Annotated in this window: 20 protein-coding genes; 1 reads left to right on the top strand and 19 read right to left on the bottom strand. The window is 30.3% G+C overall.

What is annotated here, in order from left to right:
- Positions 1–15: 15 nt before the first annotated feature.
- The 16 genes from yqfD to gpr form a co-directional block, all read right to left on the bottom strand.
- On the bottom strand, positions 16–1,203 hold the full coding sequence (yqfD, locus tag J418_RS0104025; protein WP_017894845.1) for a sporulation protein YqfD: 1,188 nt from the start codon (positions 1,201–1,203) through the stop codon (positions 16–18).
- A complete protein-coding gene (gene yqfC / locus J418_RS0104020) occupies positions 1,190–1,471 on the bottom strand; it encodes a sporulation protein YqfC (RefSeq protein WP_017894844.1) in 282 nt (93 codons plus the stop codon). Before yqfC ends, yqfD begins: the two co-directional genes overlap by 14 nt.
- 239 nt (positions 1,472–1,710) lie before the next feature.
- The gene (locus J418_RS0104015) at positions 1,711–2,157 is read right to left on the bottom strand and encodes a GatB/YqeY domain-containing protein (RefSeq protein ID WP_017751281.1); all 447 of its coding nucleotides are present in this window, start codon (positions 2,155–2,157) and stop codon (positions 1,711–1,713) included.
- Positions 2,158–2,186: 29 nt separating this feature from the next.
- Positions 2,187–2,363: a 30S ribosomal protein S21 gene (gene rpsU / locus J418_RS0104010; protein WP_007061146.1), complete on the bottom strand. Its 177-nt coding sequence runs from the start codon at positions 2,361–2,363 to the stop codon at positions 2,187–2,189.
- Between the two features lie 122 nt (positions 2,364–2,485).
- Positions 2,486–2,830: a histidine triad nucleotide-binding protein gene (locus J418_RS0104005; protein ID WP_017894843.1), complete on the bottom strand. Its 345-nt coding sequence runs from the start codon at positions 2,828–2,830 to the stop codon at positions 2,486–2,488.
- Between the two features lie 100 nt (positions 2,831–2,930).
- A complete protein-coding gene (mtaB, locus tag J418_RS0104000; protein WP_017894842.1) occupies positions 2,931–4,286 on the bottom strand; it encodes a tRNA (N(6)-L-threonylcarbamoyladenosine(37)-C(2))-methylthiotransferase MtaB in 1,356 nt (451 codons plus the stop codon).
- The gene (locus tag J418_RS0103995; protein ID WP_017751278.1) at positions 4,286–5,038 is read right to left on the bottom strand and encodes a 16S rRNA (uracil(1498)-N(3))-methyltransferase; all 753 of its coding nucleotides are present in this window, start codon (positions 5,036–5,038) and stop codon (positions 4,286–4,288) included. Before J418_RS0103995 ends, mtaB begins: the two co-directional genes overlap by 1 nt.
- 23 nt (positions 5,039–5,061) lie before the next feature.
- Positions 5,062–6,006: a 50S ribosomal protein L11 methyltransferase gene (gene prmA / locus J418_RS0103990; RefSeq protein ID WP_017894841.1), complete on the bottom strand. Its 945-nt coding sequence runs from the start codon at positions 6,004–6,006 to the stop codon at positions 5,062–5,064.
- Between the two features lie 23 nt (positions 6,007–6,029).
- Positions 6,030–7,190, bottom strand: a complete 1,161-nt coding sequence (dnaJ, locus tag J418_RS0103985) for a molecular chaperone DnaJ (RefSeq protein ID WP_017751276.1) — start codon at positions 7,188–7,190, stop codon at positions 6,030–6,032.
- Between the two features lie 115 nt (positions 7,191–7,305).
- Positions 7,306–9,159, bottom strand: coding sequence for a molecular chaperone DnaK (dnaK, locus tag J418_RS0103980; RefSeq protein ID WP_017751275.1), 1,854 nt, complete (start codon positions 9,157–9,159; stop codon positions 7,306–7,308).
- A gap of 61 nt (positions 9,160–9,220) precedes the next feature.
- The gene (gene grpE / locus J418_RS0103975) at positions 9,221–9,871 is read right to left on the bottom strand and encodes a nucleotide exchange factor GrpE (RefSeq protein ID WP_017894840.1); all 651 of its coding nucleotides are present in this window, start codon (positions 9,869–9,871) and stop codon (positions 9,221–9,223) included.
- Between the two features lie 39 nt (positions 9,872–9,910).
- Positions 9,911–10,951 carry a heat-inducible transcriptional repressor HrcA gene (gene hrcA / locus J418_RS0103970; RefSeq protein WP_017751273.1) on the bottom strand — a complete coding sequence of 347 codons (1,041 nt, stop codon included), beginning with the start codon at positions 10,949–10,951 and terminating at the stop codon, positions 9,911–9,913.
- A 188-nt stretch (positions 10,952–11,139) separates the two neighbouring features.
- A complete protein-coding gene (gene hemW / locus J418_RS0103965; RefSeq protein WP_017894839.1) occupies positions 11,140–12,279 on the bottom strand; it encodes a radical SAM family heme chaperone HemW in 1,140 nt (379 codons plus the stop codon).
- A gap of 2 nt (positions 12,280–12,281) precedes the next feature.
- Entirely contained in the window at positions 12,282–14,090 is a 1,809-nt protein-coding gene (gene lepA, locus J418_RS0103960) for a translation elongation factor 4 (RefSeq protein WP_017751271.1), read from the bottom strand.
- 126 nt (positions 14,091–14,216) lie between these two features.
- A complete protein-coding gene (locus J418_RS0103955; protein ID WP_236901692.1) occupies positions 14,217–14,471 on the bottom strand; it encodes a hypothetical protein in 255 nt (84 codons plus the stop codon).
- Positions 14,472–14,641: 170 nt separating this feature from the next.
- Entirely contained in the window at positions 14,642–15,628 is a 987-nt protein-coding gene (gpr, locus tag J418_RS0103950) for a GPR endopeptidase (RefSeq protein ID WP_023625423.1), read from the bottom strand.
- A 204-nt stretch (positions 15,629–15,832) separates the two neighbouring features.
- Here gpr and rpsT point away from each other — a divergent pair, with 204 nt between their 5' ends.
- Positions 15,833–16,099: a 30S ribosomal protein S20 gene (rpsT, locus tag J418_RS0103945; RefSeq protein WP_017751268.1), complete on the top strand. Its 267-nt coding sequence runs from the start codon at positions 15,833–15,835 to the stop codon at positions 16,097–16,099.
- 30 nt (positions 16,100–16,129) lie between these two features.
- Here the strand turns inward: rpsT and holA are convergent, their stop codons facing one another.
- Genes holA through J418_RS0103930 form a run of 3 tightly spaced genes read right to left on the bottom strand, consistent with a single transcriptional unit; the run spans position 16,130 to position 21,631 of the window.
- Positions 16,130–17,173: a DNA polymerase III subunit delta gene (gene holA / locus J418_RS0103940; RefSeq protein WP_017751267.1), complete on the bottom strand. Its 1,044-nt coding sequence runs from the start codon at positions 17,171–17,173 to the stop codon at positions 16,130–16,132.
- A gap of 4 nt (positions 17,174–17,177) precedes the next feature.
- On the bottom strand, positions 17,178–18,974 hold the full coding sequence (locus tag J418_RS0103935; protein ID WP_017894837.1) for a ComEC/Rec2 family competence protein: 1,797 nt from the start codon (positions 18,972–18,974) through the stop codon (positions 17,178–17,180).
- Positions 18,975–19,030: 56 nt separating this feature from the next.
- Positions 19,031–21,631, bottom strand: coding sequence for a cation-translocating P-type ATPase (locus J418_RS0103930; RefSeq protein WP_017894836.1), 2,601 nt, complete (start codon positions 21,629–21,631; stop codon positions 19,031–19,033).
- Between the last annotated feature and the right edge of the window lie 35 nt (positions 21,632–21,666).

Below are 21,666 nucleotides of genomic sequence, written 5' to 3'. Positions count from 1 at the left end.
TTTGTAAACTGTTTATTACTCTTTCGTCTGTTTATTCTCTTCCATTATCTCTTCCTTATGTTCTACTTGGGACGCTATATTTTCTTCTGCTATAACCAAAACTCTTACCTTTAGCAATCTGCCTTGTTTTTTATCTACAACTTTATCCAGTATTTTCACCGTTTTATCTAAATTGGATGTTATTTGTGTATAAAGTTTATCTGAAGTATCAGCTGTTATCTTTTCTATATTTCCCCTAACTTTAAATTCTTTTACTTCATAAAAAACTTCTTTTTTTATGAAAAATTTGCTTTCTTCTATTTTATCATACTTATTGAAAGTATTCGCAGTATTTTTCAAATATAGTCTTTTACCATTTATATTGATATAGTAATTCACTATTTTTTTACCAGTTCTTTTCCTCTGTATAGTATCTATATTTACTTCTTTAGTTTTTTCATAAAAAGTTTTACATAATACATCTCCTGCTGCATGAACTGTATAAGTATCGCCCTCTTTTCCCTGTACTCCTTTTACAAGCAATTGGCCTTTCTTAACCATATCTCCTATATTTACTACAGGTGTTCCAGCTGTAGTATACAATCTAATTACTTCACCATCTTTTGATGCTACCAAATCACATGGTGAATTATCCGATATTATGTTAGGCGGAGACTTTCTCTCCTGTGCAGTGACTATAAGTCTTGAACCGTCTATTCTAGCCCTTACCCACATTATATTATCATCATTTTTTATAAGAAATTCTTCTATTTTATATACATCTATTTTATTTTTGTTAATACCGTTGGTTACTCCATAAGCCTTCAATTTTTGTCTTATTTCATAAGGTGGTAAATTAGAATCTGAATTTATTTGAATTTGCCATATAAATGTGGACATGTAATAGATTATGCCAATAAAAATAGTTACTCCAAAGATCAACATTTTATTTTTTTGGATCCGAAGTATTAAAAACGAAAGTCCCCATCTTCTAACTATTCTTATCCTAGTCCCAGTTTTTTTACCTATCTTCTTTATTTTATTGTAGTCTTTATATCTTATATCCATGACTACAGTTGTTACACTTTTTCTTATTATATTTTTGATATATACATCATTTTTCCATATCAAATTGATAAATCTTTCAGGCATAATGGATTGTATTTCAATGGTTATCACTGCATTTTTATAATTATAAAAATTATTTTTCCTAGTTTCCTTCATAGACTATTGATTTAAACTTTCCTCCCACTGTTATAGTACTTCCTCCCATAAAAAGCACTTCGAAATTATTACCATATATAGATATCAATCCTACACCTGAATTAATCTTCACTATACTCTTGTCAAAGAGCACTATTCCTTTGTGATTTTCTATTATTATTTCATTATCTCCTGTCACTTGAATTTTGGGCATATTTAAAATTATATCTCTTGGAAATTCCAACTTATCTGCAATATTCCGTTTTGTATTATATAATTTGTCTCCCACATTATCACCTCTAATATTTATATAGGTTAAGCATACATCCCAAATTTTTAATTTGGCTATGGTCGCTTACTCCTCTGACCAAAGAAAGAGGAGTTTCATATTCTCTTATTAACTTATGAATTATAACTAAAATAAATTACTTAAAGGTGTATACGAGCATTAAATTTTTATATAAAAAAAGCAAAATCCCGTGTATATAGGGTTTTGCCTAACAAAAAAGGTTGAGTAAACTCAACCTTTTATTTATTCAAATATTGTTTTACAATTTGGCTTACAAGCTTACCATCTGCTCTGCTTTTTGTTTTTGGCATAACAAGCGCCATAACTTTTTTCATGTCTTTTATACTATTTGCTCCTACTTCGTTAACTGCTTGATGAACAATTTCGGAAATCTCTTCTTCATTTAATTGCTGAGGAAGGTAACTCAACAAGATCTTTATTTCATTTTCAGCATTATCAATTAAATCCTGTCTATTTCCTTTTTTAAATTCCAGTACGGCTTCACGCCTTTGCTTGACTTCCTTTGCTAAAATACCTATGATTTGTTCATCGTCAAGCTGCTTTCCATCAGTTTTTTCAACTAACAAAACAGCCGCTCTTGCCATACTTATGGTGCTAGCTTTAAATTTGTCCTTAGACTTTAAAGCTTGCTTCCAATCTTCTTGTAATCTTTCTTTAAGAGACATTTATACAATAACCCTCTTCCAAAAGAACTCTATTTAAATTTTCTCTTTCTAGCAGCTTCTGACTTTTTCTTTCTCTTTACACTTGGTTTTTCATAATGTTCTCTCTTTCTTACTTCTGAAAGAACACCAGCTCTAGCGCATTTTCTTTTAAATCTTCTCAATGCACTTTCAATAGTTTCATTTTCTCCAACTTTTATTTCTGACATATTATATCCCTCCCTCCGCTAGCTCAATTTAATTTTAAAAATTAAATACAGTTAACATAGGTCAAATAGCACATAGATTATTATACAACAAATGTTTTTATACTGTCAACAATTTGAATTTTTTAGCCTGGCGGCCAATTCAATGACCTTCCTCCTAATAAATGAAAATGTACATGGGGCACAGTCTGACCTCCATCTTCTCCAGTATTTGAAACAATCCTATAACCCTTCTCATCTATTCCCAATTTTTTTGCAATATCTTTAGCTATTAAAAATATATGTGAAATAATTTTTGAATCTTCTTTTGTAAGAAGATTAATACTTTCTATGTGTTTTTTTGGAATTATAAGCACATGAACCGGTGCTCCCGGACTTATATCTTTAAAACTCAATACAAGTTCATCCTCATATATTTTTTGTGAAGGTATCTCTTCCTTTATTATTTTACAAAAAATACAATCTTCCATATACTCACCTCCTTATTATTGGAATATCAAATAAATATTACTTAAATGTATTCAACACTTATATCAAATATCCTCCTAGAAATCAAAAACTTTTATGCTACTATAATATTTTACCTATCAAATATCCATTTTCACTGTCTATAATTCTAGTTTTAATTATGCTTCCCTCTATATTTTTATGGCATTTGGTTACGATTTTTATATAATTAGGAGTATAGCCTTCATATAAATCCTCACTATTATTTAATTTTTTTTCATACAATACATTCATATCATTGCCTAAAAACTTATTTCTAAACTGTTCCTCAAATATTTTATCCAAATTTATAATTTTAGAACTTCTGTACTCTTTTACATTGCCATCTATCTGATCTTTCATAGATGCAGCTCTTGTTCCAGATCTAGGACTGTACTTGAATACATGCATTTTTGAAAGTTTTATTCTATTTAAAAATTCGTAAGTTTTATTGAATTCTTCATCTGTTTCACCTGGAAATCCAACTATAATATCCGTAGTTATGGACACAGTTTTTATATTACTTCTCAATTGATTCAAAATATTTTCATATTCACTTGCAGTATATCTTCTATTCATTCTTTTAAGCGTTTCATCACATCCACTTTGCAGTGAAAGATGAAAATGAGGACATAACTTTTTTATATATTTTATATTTTCTACAACTTCTTCTGTGAAAAATTGAGGATCAATAGAGCCAATTCTAACTCTCTGGATACCTTCTATTTGGTCTATTTCCTGTAAAAGTCGTAGAAGATTCCAACCATCTTTTAAATCAGTTCCATAAGAAGCTATATGTATTCCTGAAAGTATTATTTCTTTGAAATTGTTATGTGCTAATTTTTTTACTTCTTCTATAACCTTATATGGTTCCTTGCTGCATACTGCCCCTCTTGCAAATGGAATCAAACAGTAAGAACAAAATCTGTTACATCCGTCCTGTATTTTTAAAAAAGCTCTAGTTCTATGCTGATATTTATCAATATTCAAATCTTCAAATATATTGTTCTTTAAAATTTTATTTACTTCTACAATTTTCTCGTTCTCATTTATGTAGCGATTTATCCAATATACAATATCGCCCTTGTTTCTGCTTCCCAGAACTACGTCAACACTTTCTATATTTGAAACTTCTTCGGGGGATACCTGTGAATAACATCCAACTACCGCAATAACTGCATCTTTATTTTTTTTTCTGGCCCTATGAATCATTTGTCTGGATTTCTTGTCACCCATATTTGTTACAGTGCATGTATTTATAATATAAACATCCGCACATTCATTAAAATTTACGGACTCATAGCCTTCTTTCATAAATTTTTCTATCATGGCTTCTGTTTCATATTGATTAACTCTACATCCCAAAGTTAACGCACTTACAGTTTTTTTACGGTTATACTGATTTAAAAATTCAATTTCATTTAAAGTTAAATCTATCACTAATTTGAACCTCCTAAATCACCGAACTCATACATAAGTAGTGATGTGCATACAAATCCCGCAGTTTCTGTTCGTAATATTCTAGGCCCAAGAGTAACTATATTAGCTCCAATATCTTTTAATGTGTTTATCTCTTCCTCAGCAAATCCGCCTTCAGGGCCAACTATTATCCCAATACTCTCAATTTTATTTTTATCTATATTTTGTGCTAAATTTTTTATTCCAGTGTTTTGTTCATTTTCATATGGTACTATAATTAGATCTATATTTTTCAGTAATTGCTGAATATTTTTAAATTCCATGGGATTATTTACTTTAGGTATTATACTTCTCTTACACTGTTTGCAAGATTCTTTAACTATTCTATTCCATCTGTCTACCTTTTTTAATTCCCCCTGCTTGTTTTTTACTACAACCCTATCAGTAAAAATTGGAGTTATCCCCTTTACACCAAGTTCTGTAGCTTTTTGAACTATTAAATCCATCTTACTTGATTTTGGAAATCCCTGAAACAAATATACATCTATATTACTTTCATTGTCCAGATTCAATTTTTCTAATATTTCCACCTGAACCTGTTCTCGGTCAATAGTTTTTATTGATCCTAAAAACTCTTCACCACAGCAATCATTTATACTCACTTTATCACCAGGTTTAAGTCTAAGTACTTTATATATATGCCTTACATCTTCTCCCAAAATATAAGCTGTATTTTCCATTATATTTTCTTTTGATACAAAAAATTTGTGCATGCACAACAACCTTTTTAATTAAATTATACTTTGTTATATTTTGCAGTTATACAGGACCATTCTCCATCTTCATCTATCTTTTCAACAGTAAAATCAGATTTTTCCAATTTATCTATTACTTCCTGTTCCCTTTCTTTTAATATACCGGAAGATATAAAAACTCCTCCGGATCTCAAAAATTTCTTAACAGTATCACATAGTGGTATTATTATATCGGCTATTATATTGGCAACTATTATATCAGCTTTTCCAGAAACAACATCCATAAGATTTCCATGGAGTATTTTTATATTTGAAATATTATTGTAAGTTACATTTTCCCTGGCTGATTTTACAGCTACAGGATCCAAATCAACTCCTATTACCTGCTTTGCATTTAGCTTTGCAGATGCTATTGAAAGTATGCCTGAACCAGTTCCTATATCAAATACTACAGAATTGCTACCTACATAGTTTTCCAACATTTTAATGCACATTCTAGTAGTTTCATGGGTGCCGGTGCCAAAAGCCATTCCAGGATCCAAATATACTGGTATTTCATCATCTGCTATTTTATAATTTTCCCATATTGGAACTACTACTATTTTGCTTCCAACTTTAGTAGGCTTATAATACTGCTTCCAATTATTTTCCCAATCCTGTTCTTTCACTCTTTTTACCGTAACTGTTCCCTTGCCCTTGTCTATACCAAATTCTTGTAAATTATTTATAGATTCCTTTATATAATTCAAACTTTCCTGAAAATTTTCATTTTCCTTATAATATGCTCTTATAATTGCATAATCTTTCTGTTTTAAAAGGCTATTGTCAAAATAGTCCCAATCTCCAGGATGCTTTTTTTTAAATTCAATATCTTCCGGATCCTCGACAGAAATCCCCTGCACTCCAGTATTGTATAATATTCCTGAAATAGCCTCTACCGCACTGCTAGTTGTAGCAATGGAAAGTTCTATCCAATTTTTGTCCATAATACACCACTTTCTAAGTGAAATTATTTTCTTTTATTAAATTCACGCTTTATTTTGTTCATAAAAGAATTCTTGTCTTTTTCTGGAGTTACATTTTCTCCACTAGCTTCCATAAATTCAATTAGAGTCTCTTTCTGCTTTTGATCTAAATTCTTAGGAACATCTACTATGACATTTACATATTGATCGCCTCTGCCTCTTCCATTTACCCTGCTTACACCTTTACCTCTAAGCCTGAATACAGTTCCGGACTGAGTTCCTTCAGGAACGTCATATTTTACTTCACCATCTATTGTTGGTACTTTCATTGTAGTTCCAAAGACTGCTTTTCCAAAACTTATATGGGCATCTATATATATGTCAAATCCTTCTCTTTTAAATTTAGAACTGGATGCAACTCTTATATTTATATAAAGATCTCCTGCTGGCCCTCCATGTACTCCAGCTTCTCCCTGTCCCCTCATAGGAATAATATTGCCTGTATCGACTCCAGCTGGAATATTAACCTGTATCTTTCTATGTTTTCTTACTGTTCCTTTTCCCTTACAATGTGGACATGGATCTTTTATTATAGTTCCTTTTCCTCCGCATTTATCACAAGTAGTCATAGTTACAAAATTTCCAAGAGGTGTACTCCTCTGAACTCTTATTTGACCAGTTCCTCCGCACTTATCACAAGTATGAGGCTTAGTTCCTTCTTTTGCTCCTGTACCATGACAGTGCTCACAATTCTCATTTCTGCTTAAGCTTATATCTTTTTTAATACCAAATACCGCTTCTTCAAATGTCAGACTTAAAGTATATTCAAGATCCCTACCCTTCTGAGGAGCATTTCTCCTTCTATTGCTTCCACCTTGAGAAAATCCACCTCCAAAGAATGAATCAAATATATCTCCAAAACCACCAAGATCTGAAAAATCAAATCCTCCGAAACCAGCTCCCTGTGCTCCACCAGCACCACTAAAATCAGCTGTTCCAAATTGATCATACTGAGCTTTTTTCTGCGGATCCGATAAAACCTGATAGGCTTCATTTATTTCCTTAAATTTTTCCTCTGCATCTTTATTGCCCTTATTTCTATCCGGGTGGTATTTTAAAGCTAGTTTTCTAAAAGCTTTTTTTATTTCGTCATCACTTGCACCTTTTTCAAGTCCCAATACTTCATAGTAATCTTTATTTGCCATTTTTATATTTCACCACCTAATGAAAACTATACTAAAAATATTAAGGGAAGAGTAATACTCATCCCTTAACTATTACTATTATACACATTTATTATATAATCGTGAAGAGAAAATCCTATTTATCGTCATCTACTTTGTAATCAGCATCAACTACATTGTCATCTTTTTTTTCTGCATTTTCAGCTCCACCTTGGGTACCAGCTCCAGGATTTGGTCCAGCCTGACCTGCCTGACCTTGTTGTCCGTATATCTTAGATGTAATTCCATAGAATGTCTGAGTTAAATCTTCAGTAGCTTTCTTTATAGCTTCCAAATCTTCTCCATCTTTAATCTTTTTAAGAGCTTCTAATTTATCTTCTATAGATTTCTTATCATCTCCAGATACTTTATCTCCAAGATCTTTTAATGTCTTTTCTGTTTGATATACAAGCTGATCTGCATTATTTTTAACTTCTATAGATTCTTTTCTCTTTTTATCCTGTTCTGCAAATTTTTCTGCATCTTTTACAGCCTTATCTATTTCTTCATCATTTAAATTAGTTGAAGCTGTAATTGTAATATTTGCTTCTTTTCCAGTTCCCTTATCTTTAGCAGATACATTAACTATACCATTGGCATCTATATCAAATGTAACTTCTATTTGAGGAACTCCTCTTGGAGCTGCAGGTATACCTGAAAGTGTAAATGTTCCGAGTGTCTTATTGTCCGCAGCCATCTGTCTTTCACCTTGAACTACATGTATTTCAACGGAAGTCTGACCATCTGCTGCTGTTGAGAATACCTGGCTCTTTTTAGTTGGTACTGTAGTATTTCTAGGTATTAATGGAGTTGCAACTCCACCTAAAGTTTCGATTCCAAGAGTAAGTGGTGTAACATCAAGAAGTAAAACGTCCTTTACATCCCCTGTTAAAACTCCTGCCTGAATAGCGGCACCTACTGCTACACACTCATCTGGATTAACCCCCTTTGAAGGATCTTTACCAGTAAAGTTTTTAACTGCTTCTTGAACTGCAGGTATTCTTGTTGAACCACCAACTAATATAATCTTGTTTATATCACTTATTGTAAGACCTGCATCATCTAATGCCTTCTTCATAGGTTCTATAGTTCTTTGAACTAAGTCTTGAGTTAATTCATTAAACTTTGCTCTAGTTAAATCCATGTTTATATGTTTAGGACCAGTAGCATCTGCTGTTATAAATGGCAGGTTTATATTTGTTTGTGTAGATGAAGAAAGTTCAATTTTTGCCTTTTCAGCAGCTTCTTTCAATCTTTGAAGACACATCTTGTCATTTCTCAAGTCTATTCCATTTTCAGCTTTGAAAGTATCTGCTATATAATCAATTATCTTCTCATCGAAATCATCTCCACCTAAGTGAGTATCTCCATTTGTAGCCTTAACTTCAAATACTCCATCTCCAAGTTCCAATATTGATACATCAAATGTACCACCACCTAAATCATATACAAATATCTTCTGATTTGTATCCATCTTATCTACACCATAAGCAAGCGATGCAGCTGTTGGCTCATTTATTATTCTAAGCACTTCAAGTCCTGCTATCTTACCTGCATCCTTAGTTGCCTGTCTCTGACTGTCATTAAAGTATGCTGGTACTGTTATAACAGCTTGAGTAACAGTTTCTCCTAAATAAGATTCAGCATCTGCCTTTATTTTCTGAAGTATCATTGCTGATATTTCCTGTGGAGTATATTTTTTCCCATCTATATCTACTTTATGATCTGTTCCCATTTGTCTCTTTATTGATATTATTGTCTTATCAGGGTTTGTTATTGATTGTCTTTTTGCTACCTGACCTACAAGTCTATCCCCATTTGCCTGGAATGAAACTACAGATGGAGTTGTTCTTGCACCTTCTGAATTGGATATAACTACAGGGTCTCCACCTTCCATAACTGCTACACAGGAATTTGTTGTACCTAAATCAATACCTATTACTTTTGACATTGTTAATTACCTCCTAAATTTATCTGTCTTCAAAATTCATTAAATATTTATATAATTAGAATCAATTTGCCACTTTAACCATACTGTATCTTAATACTTTATCTCCTCTTTTATATCCTTTCTGGAATACTTCCGCTATGCAATTTTTATCATAATTATCATCTTCTATATGCATAACTGCATTATGCAGATGAGGGTTAAATTCTCCATCTGCAGGAATTTCTTCTACATCTAATTTTTTTAGAGCATCATTAAATTGCTTCATTGTCATCTCTATGCCTTTTTTAAGATCATCTTTATTTCCATCCACTGCAATTGCCCTCTCTAAATTATCAAGCACCGGAAGTATATCCTTAAGTATATCTTCACAGGACTCTGTATAGATATTTTCCTTTTCTTTAGCTGTCCTCTTTCTAAAATTATCATATTCTGCAGCTGTTCTAGCCAGCCTATCCTTTAATGTATCCAATTCATTTTTAAATTTTTTATTTTCATCTTTTAATTTGCTGTTCTCTTTTTTTATATTTTTAACTGATTTTGCATCTGAAATATCTTCAACATTATCTGAATCCTTATCTTTCCTTTCATTACTTTCATTTTCATTGTATTCTTCATATTCGTCTGATACTTTACATTCTGAAGATGCTTCAGTTTCATCTAAATCTTTTTTTAAATTTTCATTTTCCTCAGTATTGTTATTTTTATTAGGCATACTAGTTATTTCCTCCAATCCAATATTTTATAATAAATATCATTCATCGTCAAAATAAATATTAGTTATAATATAATTTAATTCCTTCACTACATTTGACAATACAGATATAACTTTGGAGTATGGCATCCTTGTGGGTCCTATAAGCCCAATTTTTCCTATAGGCCTATCTCCTAAATTATAAACTGCTGATATAACGCTGCAATCTTCTGCTCCTTCAATATAGTTTTCATTTCCTATTTTAACTGAAATATTTGAAGGATCATTTAAAAGTTCACTTACCTTTTCCTTATTGTCAAGCATTGATAAAAATTCTCTAGCCTTTGCAATATCTTTATATTCTGGATAGTTGAATATATTAACAGTACCTTGTAAATAAATATCCGAGTTGTCTGCACTCTTTAAATTTTCATATAAGGCCGGAATTATAGCATTAAATATATCTTCATATCCTCTTAAATCAATCTTTATATTGTTTATTACTTCTAGATTTATCTGTTCACTATTTAAACCTCTTAATCTGTTGCTAAGCAAAATACTCAATTTATTCAATACTGTATCAGGAACATTTTTTCCAACTCTTATCACATTGTTTTTTATTACTCCACTATCTGTAACAAGTACCAAAAGTATATTACTGTTAGATTCTATATTCACAAGCTGAAGATGTTTTATATAACTCTTGCTTACAGATGGCGTCCTAACTATGCATGTAAGTTTAGTAAGTTGTGCTAAAAGCAAAGTGGCCTGTTTTATTATTTTATCTACTTCAAAAAGGGCACTGTTTAAAATCTGTTTTTTTATTACATATAGTTCTTCTTCACTAAGAATAGGTATTTCCATCAATTTATCAACATAAAGCCTGTATCCCTTATTTGATGGTTTCCTCCCTGAAGAACTGTGCAATTGTTCCAAATATCCCATGTCCTCAAGATCAGCCATTTCATTTCTTATTGTAGCCGAACTTATGCCCATATTATACTTTTTGGCAATGGTTCTGGACCCTACAGGCTCTGCTGTATTTATATAAGAATCTATTATTGCCTGTAGTATTTTTATCTTTCTAGAATCCATTTCCATATAATCACCTCTTTATTAGCACTCATTAGTGGTGAGTGCTAATTGCTATGATTAAAAAATATCACTCATGATTTTTTTTGTCAACTTTATGCAATATTAATTACTTAATAAAATTCTATAATTTTTCGAGTTTACATCTATAATAATCGTCAATACTTAATTTTTCTTCTAATATCTATATAACTTATTTATGCAGTTAAAATGAAATCACACATCACGCTGTTAGATACTTGTATTCCCCTTTTACTTAAATATAATCTATCACCATTCTCAATTAGAGTACCATATGCTATATGTTTATCTATTTGAGTTTTATATATAGAATATATATCACGATGAAATCTTGATTTAAAATCTAATATGGATATTCCTTCATTTTTTCTAAGGCCCATAAATACAAATTCTTCCATATCATCTTCTATAGAATTTTTATGAAAATCCAGTTTTGAAAAATTGTTATTATCTGCCTCCCCTATATATTGTGCTATATACTCAATTTTTTTATACCTGTATCCTTTCACATAGGAATGGGCACCTGCACCAACTCCTATGTATTCTCCCAGATTCCAATAGTTCAAATTATGTTTGCATTGAAAACCAGGTTTTGAAAAATTTGAAATTTCATATTGTACATATCCATTATGCTCAAGAAAATCCACTGCGAATTCATACATTTCCCTTTCCAGATCTTCTTGTGGAAGAACTAGATTTCCTTCTCTATGCATATTGTAAAAAGCTGTATTCTTTTCTATTATAAGACTATAACATGATATATGCTCCGGGTTTAATTGAACAACATTTTTTAAAGTCTCCCGCCAATCCAATATTGATTGATTGGGAAGCCCAAACATAATATCTATATTTATATTTGAAAATTTTAATTTTCTAGCAAGTTTGTAACTTTCTAAAAATTGATCTATAGTATGTATTCTACCCAAGCTTTTAAGAATCTTATTCTGCCATGATTGCAGTCCGATACTCAATCTATTAACTCCCATATACTTTAAGAAACTCAATTTTTCTTCTGAAAAAGTTCCTGGATTTCCTTCAACTGTAAACTCCATGTCATGTATTAAATTCAATTTTAAAATTGAATGATATACATTTTTCCATACATCCAAAGGTAAATAAGTAGGAGTCCCACCTCCTATAAATATAGTTCCTATTTTATCATATACAGCACTATTTATATCCTTTTGAAGGGATTTACCATACTTGATCATTAAATTTTCCATACCACTGTAAGAATTAAAATCACAATACAGACATTTTCTGACACAAAAAGGAATGTGTATATACAATGAAAGATTATCTTTTAAACTATTCATAATTAATCCTCTGTCTTTAAAATTGTCATAAATGCTTCTTGAGGTATCTCCACCGATCCTACCTGCCTCATTCTCTTCTTTCCTTCTTTTTGCTTTTCAAGTAATTTCTTCTTTCTGGATATATCTCCTCCATAACATTTTGCCAAAACATCTTTTCTCATAGCCTTAACTGTCTCTCTTGCTATTATCTTTCCTCCAACAGCCGCCTGAATAGGTATTTCAAATAATTGCCTTGGTATTATCTCCTTCAATTTTTCAGCTATATGCCTTCCTCTTTCATAAGCCCTCTCTTCTGGTACTATCATAGAAAGTGCATCCACTATTTCACTATTTAAAAGTACATCCAATTTAACCAATTTTGCTTCACTATATCCTTTTAATTCATAATCAAAGGAAGCATAGCCTCTGGTTCTTGATTTCAATGCATCAAAAAAATCATATATTATCTCATTGAGTGGTATATCGTAGTTGAGAGATACTCTTGTGGTTTCAATATACTGCATATCCTTAAAAGTCCCTCTTCTGCTCTGTGCCAACTTCATTACAGCACCTACATAATCTGAAGGTGTTATTATAGAAGCTCTTACTACAGGTTCCTCCATATACTTTATTTCAGTTAATTCCGGCATATTTGTAGGATTGGTAAGTTCTACTATGCTTCCATCTGTTTTCATAATTTTATATATAACTGAAGGAGCTGTAATTATAATGTCCAGATTAAATTCTCGCTCTATTCTTTCCTGAATTACATCCATATGTAAAAGTCCCAGGAAACCACATCTAAAACCGAATCCAAGTGCTATAGATGTTTCCGGTTCAAAAGAAAGTGCTGCATCATTTACCTGAAGTTTTTCAAGAGCTTCTTTTAACTCTCCATATTTTGCTCCATCCACAGGATATATACCACTAAACACCATAGGTACTGCAGGTCTATAACCTTCAAGAGCTTCTTTGGCCATTCTCTTTGCTTCCGTAACAGTATCTCCAACTCTAGCATCCCTTACATTCTTTATAGAAGCTGTAAAATATCCTACTTCCCCTGCTTTCAGACCATCATTAGGCAGAAAATTTGGAGCAAATACACCTGTCTCAATTACTTCATATGATTTGTCTGTAGCCATCAATTTTATCTGCATTCCAGGTTTTATAGAGCCCTCATTTACTCTTATATGACAAACAACTCCCCTATAACTATCATAGTTAGAGTCAAATATAAGAGCTTTAAGTGGAGCATTTTCGTCACCCTCAGGAGCGGGTATCTTTTCTACTATGGCTTTTAGAACATCTTCTATATTAAGTCCTGTTTTTGCAGAAACAAGAGGTGCATCTTGTGCTTCTATTCCAATAACATCTTCTATCTCCTTTTTTATTTCATCAGGTCTTGCACTTGGAAGATCTATTTTATTTATTACAGGAACAATTTCCAGATCATGATCCAATGCCAGATAGCAGTTTGCAAGCGTCTGTGCCTGTATACCCTGTGTAGCATCTACAACTAGTATGGCTCCCTCACAAGCAGCCAAACTTCTAGATACCTCATAGTTAAAATCTACATGTCCAGGAGTATCTATAAGATTTAATATATACTCTTCATCTTCTGATTTTTTATATACCAATCTTACAGCCTGTGATTTTATAGTTATGCCTCTTTCCCTCTCAAGGTCCATATTATCAAGTACTTGAGAATCCATTTCCCTTTCAGTAAGAGTACCAGTCTTTTCGATCAATCTATCTGCAAGGGTAGATTTACCATGATCTATGTGAGCAACTATAGAAAAATTTCTTATATATTTTTGCCTTTCGCTCTGCATATATTCTCCTCCATAACCAATAGACGATTTAAAAGATTTGCACTTTCTGCAAACCTTTCATGTTTAAAAATCTATAATAACTATCTAAATTATAACATAAGAAATATTCAGTTAAAAGAGGATTAACTAATGTACCATATTAGATTTGATTTGTCTAAATGTTTTATCCATTACATCAACTATATCTTCCGTTTTGTCTCTTACTCCATTGTAAACATTTTGAGTAAATTGAAATGAAATATTTTTAAAATTATATAAACCACCTCTTCCAAAATCAATAGAATAATTTTTAGTGTTAATAGTAAAATTAAATGGATTGATATTAAAATCTATACTAAAATCAGATTTATCCTTAATAAATTTTGGCATACTATTATTCACCGTGATCACCCCCGTAATTACCAATATTATACAACATATAGTTACAGATTTAAATGCTCTCCTGCTCATAAAAAACCACCCTCACAATAAGAAATATTTTAAAATTTCTGCTATTTTCTATTATTAAGGATGGACTTATTTACAAATTTTATTCACTTGTCATTTGGTATTTATTCTAAGAAAGTATTTATCTCTTCTAAATTGAGTTCCGGTTGGAGAGCCATATTTATTCCCAATGCAAGTATTTTGGATACCGACTCTATTACAACATCAACATCTTTAGGTGTTACCATGATATTTTCAGAGTTATTTAAAATTTCAATTATCAACTTTCTCTTCTCTTCCTTATCCATTGACTTAAGCATATTATAAAATTCGCCGCCAGTTTTAGATTTGGATATTAACTCATTTACCACACAATCTATAGTATCATTGGCCATTGTAGCAGCATCTACTACTGTAGGTACACCTATTGCAATTACAGGTACTCCTAGAGTCTTTATGCTAAGTTCCATTCTTCTGTTCGCAACTCCTGATCCAGGAGATATTCCAGTATTGCTTATCTGTATGGTAGAATTGACTCTATCCATTTTTCTAGAAGCAAGTGCATCTATACATATTATTATATTGGGTTTAATTTTATCTACAATTCCCTTTATAATCTCACTGCTTTCGATACCTGTAAGTCCAAGTACTCCTGGTGCAACTGCACAAACCGGTCTTATTCTTTCATCTATCTTATCTGGTACTAGCTGTTTCAAATGCCTTGTAACCATTAACCTTGATATAACCTTGGGTCCTAAAGAGTCAGGAGTTATATTCCAGTTTCCAAGTCCTACAACCAGTGCAGTCATGCTGTTGTCTAAATCATTCCCAATAGAATTAATTATTTCTTTTAATTCATCTCCCATAACTTTGCTCAATTTATCTCTCAACTCTCCATCATAATGTGCAAGTTTGGGAATATCAATAGTGATATATGATCCTTTTGGCTTACCTATCATCTTTTCCCCTACATCTTCAATTACATTAACATTGGTTATTTTTATATTATCTTTTAAACTTTCACTTATCTTAACGCCGTCTATATCTTTTCCACTTTCATTTTCATATATTTCCTTTGCCTCCAAAGCTAAATCTGTTCTTGTATTAAACACATTCACCACTCCAAATATAAAAATTCTATTTATGCTAATATTGTTTGTTTTTTCTTTATGTTTATTCATATTTTACTGACACCTAAAATTTATACTTGAATGAAGTTATTTTTAATGCTATAATAGCATTTGTTAAATATACGAAGTTTATTAGTATTCCCCAGAGCTAATAAGACTTTATAAAATTATGAGGGGGTGAATTACATGGCAAATATTAAATCAGCAAAAAAGAGAATCAAAGTTATAGAAACCAAGACTCTTAGAAACAAGATCATAAGATCCTCATTAAAGACTACTATAAAGAAGTTTTTAACTGCTGTTGAGAATAATAATGCGGAAGAAGCTAAAATTGCTTATCTTGCATCTGCTAGATCTTTAGATAAAGCTGTATCAAAAGGCATTATACATAAAAACAAAGCAGCGAGAAAAAAATCTAGATTGGCAGCAAGATTGGATAATTTATCCGCTTAATAAATAAACCGGTATCTACCGGTTATTTATTTATCCTGCAATTGTATTTATTATTAGAAGTTCTATTTCAGTTTTTTGATCTACTGTAGAACTTTTAATTTTTTGTTCTGAATTAATACAAAGATCTACAGCATGTCTGAGCTGTCTTAATGTAAATTTTTTGCTCTGGCTCATCATTATACTGTAAGCATAGTCCGATTTCATTCTAAGCATATTCATTATGTATTTCTTATCCTTCTTGTCTTCAAGGGCCTTTTTCATTTTAAATAGCAGATTAAATTGCCTCTCTATCATAGTCAAAATATAATTTATATTTACTCCCTTATATATAAGTTCATCTAAAACAATCAATGACTCTTTTATCTTTTTATTCGATATTGGATTTACAAGATCAAATATATCATCATCACTTGTTTTTAAAAATAATTTTTTTATATCATCTTTGGTTATCTCTCTTCCATAAGTGTAACAGCAGAGCTTTTCCACCTCATTTTTTATTACACTGAAATTATTATCTTCCATAACACTGCAAAACAATCTCAACTCAAATTTTTTTATTTCTTTATTTTTTTCGCTGAATATCTCCTCTACCCTGTTTTCAAGTTGTCTTCCTTTAAATTTATCTATTCTGACTACACATACATCTTTGTCAAGCTTGTATATTCTCTTACTTACCTTATCCCTTTTACTTTTAAAAACTTCATACATTATCAATATACAGTGTTCTGGAACTTTCTTTACATACTTGTGTATATAATTAAATTCCTTTTCCCCGGACAATTTACTTTTATTTTGTAAATCATTTCCGATGAAATTTGCTCTATATACAAGTACAATTTTTTTATTACTCATAAATGGGAGTGTTTGACAGGCATTTATAACAGGCTGAAAGCCATCCATTGAATTGCCATCAAATTTTATATAATTCAAATCTAAAAAGTCAGGATTAATAAATCTGTCTACTATAAGTTTTACACATTCTTGAATAATATTTTCATCCGACCCACAAAATACATAGCAATTCTTAAAATCCTTCTTTTTTAAATCTTCCTTAAATGTAAATAAATCTATCATGTTATCACCTTTTTTCGCTCATTTCAATTGGAATCAATCTGTTAAATATTATACCATATGTAATACTCTTATCTAAAGGATCTTCATATTTAGATGAATCATTAATTTTTACCTTGGGTATGTAAATTAAAGAATTATCATCTGTTTTTGAAATTCCATAATCTGTTTCCCCATTCAATATAAAATTAAATTTTTCTTTATTATATCTATGAAATTTAACTATGAGACTATTATTTTTTTCACTTGAATTTACACTTAAAAAACTGTTTTTATTCAATATGTATCTATAATTTTGCCCTGGGTTAGTTATAACTTTATCTATGTTCATATATTTTTTTATATTTACTATCCATTTTCCATTATAGGAATCATAATTACATATCATAACTCTTTGATTTCTACTATCTAATATAACTGCTTCACCACTTTGAAAATTTAGAAAGGTAACCTTTGTTATGATGCTATAACTTTGTAATACAATAAATATGAAAAGTGCTGCAGGCATGTATTTCATTTTCTTATATCCACTTTTATACAATTTAAAACTAATATAGATCAGCAGCATTATAATACCTTGTTCATAATTTAAATATACTATTTCCGGAGTTAATTTAAGTACTATTGAACTTCCACCTTCTGAGGCCTCGATCACTAAATTAATCAGCTTTGCAATAATATTAAATACTGGTTTAAGAAAAGAAACAACAAGTGCTATATTGCCGAGTACTACAAGTATAGAATAAAGTGGAAGTAAAAATAGATTTCCCAACATAAATCCATAACTGAAATTTTGAATTGTAAACGCAACATAGGGAAGTGAAAATACTTGGGATGATAAAGTCAAACTTATGCTTTCATTTAATTTTTTAGGCATCATATATAAAACTCTTGAAAGCTTTTTATAATACACAAGTATACCTAAAGTTGCTAAAAAAGATAGTCCAAACCCTATATCAACTATATAATATGGTTTTGCCATAATTAGTATAATTGCAGATAAGCTTAGAGATGACAATCCATCATATTCCTTAAAAAATATTTTAGATAGTTTATATATGAATATCATTATAAATGATCTCATTGTAGCGGCAGACATTCCAGTAAAAATCACATAAATTATTGAAAATAAAACAGCTATATTAAATCCAAATATTCCTTCTATAGCTTGATATATAATTGCCATATGAAAACCTGATACACTAACGGCATGTATAACTCCTAATTTTTGAAATTCCTGATTTTGTTCTTGAGTAAGGTAATGGACATCCCCATAGCATATGCCCATTATAAGAGCTGTTCTGTCCTCACCAATTATATTCTTGAATTTATTATATATAAGTTTTTTATATGAATAAGAATAGTACATGATATCTCTTTTTAATAATTTATATTTCTCTAATTTATAATTTCCTATGATTCCTCTTGTAAAATTCATATCTTTTTTAAAAGATCCATAGGCTTCTATGCTTGAACCCTCTTTTAATTTTTCTACTTTTCCATTGACTATTACTTTTCTACCATTTATACTTCCTATAAAATAATAGTTTTTCTTATTTAATAATTTGATTTTATCTATATGAGATCCGGGATTAAAATTAAAATAATTCAAAAAGCTAAAGGCTGCCAAAGAGAAAAAAACAGCATTTATGATAAAAAATTTTTTATCTAGTGTAGTAAAATATATTATAAAAAACAATACAGCAATAGTTGAACATATGGTAATGGAATTTTCTAAAATTTCCATGGCACATAAGCAACCTACTGCTGTAGAAATAGCATAAAATATCAATGGTCTTTTCATTGGCCACACCCCTTTGATTATAAGTATTGACCAAATAATTGATATATAAACATAAGCTATTCCATATAATATTCTTTTTTATCAAACTTATTTACTAAACTCAATACAAACCAAATAGCTGCAAATACAAATACAATTATCCAATATGATGCTTCAAAAATTACACTAAATTTTGTCCATAATAAAATTATGCATATTTGAAATATAAAATTTATACTTACTATAATATTGGGTAATTTATTTTTAAATAAATTATTATTTGAAAAACTATATACAAAAAATACAGCACAAAAATTTAAAACCAGAAAAGGAATCTGCAATGAAAATTTACTTCCTAGGAATTCAGAAATTTTAAAAGATATAAATGCCGATACAGCCATAAGCACTCCCCTTGAACATACAAAAGAAATTTTACTCTTTATAATATCCTTATTTATGACATAACTTATATATTCTGAACTCTCTTCATCATGTTGGTATATAAGTGCCAATGTTGATAGAATCATAGTAAAAATATTAAATATAGAAGATTTTAAAAATAAATCCTCATTTATTTTCACAGTTCCAGCAATTGTATTTATAATTAAAAAAGCAGCTATACCAAAACTACAACTAGCCAAATAAATCAAAATTTTTCTCATTTCAGACATTATCTTTCTACAACTTTCTATTAATTTCAAAAGATTCATAAAATCGATATCTTTAATAAATACATCACTTAATCTTTTTACTATATTGCTTCTACTATTAGTTATTCCTATATCGGATATTTTAAGTGCTGGGACATCAGTTAACTTCCAACCTGTTATAGCTGTAATATATCCATAGTTTTTTAATGCCTTAATAATTTCTACTTTATTTTTTGAACTAATTCTTGAAAATATATTTATTTTTTCTCCTATACGATTAAACTCTTCCTCATCCATATTATCTATTTCAACTCCAGATATTATCTGTTGAAGTCTTGATACAATCCCCAGCTTCCTACCTACTGCAAATGCAGTCAACTTGCTGTCTTCCGTAATTATAATGGGCTTTATAGATAATTCATCAGACTTCTTCACATAATCTTCTGCAAAATCTTTTAGTTTATTATCGAATCCCATCAAGCCTACAAATACAAGATTGCTCTCTATATTTTCTTTAAGACTTGGTTCATAATTAAAATTTCTATATGCAAATCCTACTACATTTAGTGAATCATTAGACATACTTATATCTGCAGTACGTATATCATTTATATCATCTTCGGTTATTTCAAGCTCAACTCCATTCTTCATTATATGGGTACATCTGTCCAATATGGAATCAACCGCTCCCTTTACACTTGCTCTATAGTTCTTGTCCATTTTATTGACAGAAGTCATAATTCTCCTATCAGTATCAAATGAAATCTGAAATATTCTTCTATGCTCCCTTTCAATCTTCCTTTTATAAATCCCATTCTGCTGTGCAAATTTGACAAGGGCTATTTCAGTTAAATCATCTTTTGAATTTTCAATTTCTCCATTGACCAATTGTGTATCATTACATAGAAGACCTATATCCAACATTCTATATAAATTTTCACTAACACCATCTTCCTTAAGTGTTTCTTCATCAATATCAATAAATCCATCGTTTCCATATACCTTGCTTAAATCCATCCTTTTTTTGGAAAATCCACCTACTTTATCTTCGCATATGACAGTTACTTTTGAGAATTTTTCAATACTGGACAAATCTTTAAAATTTACATTATTGCTTTTTTCAATATTCTTTAAAAATATATTATTTATAAGATATATTATTATAACAAAACCTATTGGAAATGAACTAATTGAAACAATGGCAAACTGTTTTATCAACTGAAAAATATTTCTATTCCAATTATAGGTCAAAAAATTAGAAATAAAAATTCCTATAAATAAAAATTTTATATACATATTTAATATACTGCTTATAACAGATTTAAAGAAATTTTTATTTTGCTTCTGCTCTAAAAAAGATTTTACTATATCAGATATTTGTGTTTTCATACCAACAGCTATTACAACTCCAGTAGCATCTCCACCAGCAACTATTGAAGATTTAAAAAGAATATTCTTCATATCTGATAAAGATATCTCCTTGTCTTCTATTTTAGGTGAATATTTGTCAGATAGAACTCTTTCTCCTGTAACAGAACATTCATCCACCTTTAGATCATTTGCTTCAATTATTCTTATATCGGCAGGTACAGACTCCCCTGAACCAATTATGACTATATCTCCTACTACAAGTTCTTCTAAAGGGATTCTAATTGTTCTTCCCCCCCTTATAACCCTTGCATTTCCCATATTCATTTTTTTGAGTTCCTTGATATCTTTTTGATCTTTATATTTTTGTAGGGCTATGCACATTACATTCACCAAAAATATAACAATAGTTACAAGCATTTCCCAAAATAATTTAAAATATATAGACAATACTATAGATAGCAGCAGGTATAAAACCCATGGCTCTTTTAATTGGATTATAATGAGAGAAAAAAAGCTTTTAGTTTCAGGAATCAATATTTCATTTTTACCGTATTTTTTTCTATGAGGTTCAATTTGTTCATCATAGAGTCCATAATAACTGTTGCTGTCTAATTTTTTTATAATATGACTCCAAGATTGACCATACCATTCAACCATATAATTTACCTCCCATATAAAAAAGGACACAATAA

This window comes from Clostridium tyrobutyricum DSM 2637 = ATCC 25755 = JCM 11008 (genome assembly GCF_000359585.1).
GTDB classification, from domain to species: Bacteria; Bacillota; Clostridia; order Clostridiales; family Clostridiaceae; genus Clostridium_B; species Clostridium_B tyrobutyricum.
The sequence above is the reverse complement of the archived record's forward strand: the minus strand, read 5'-3'. Positions and strand labels throughout refer to the sequence as shown.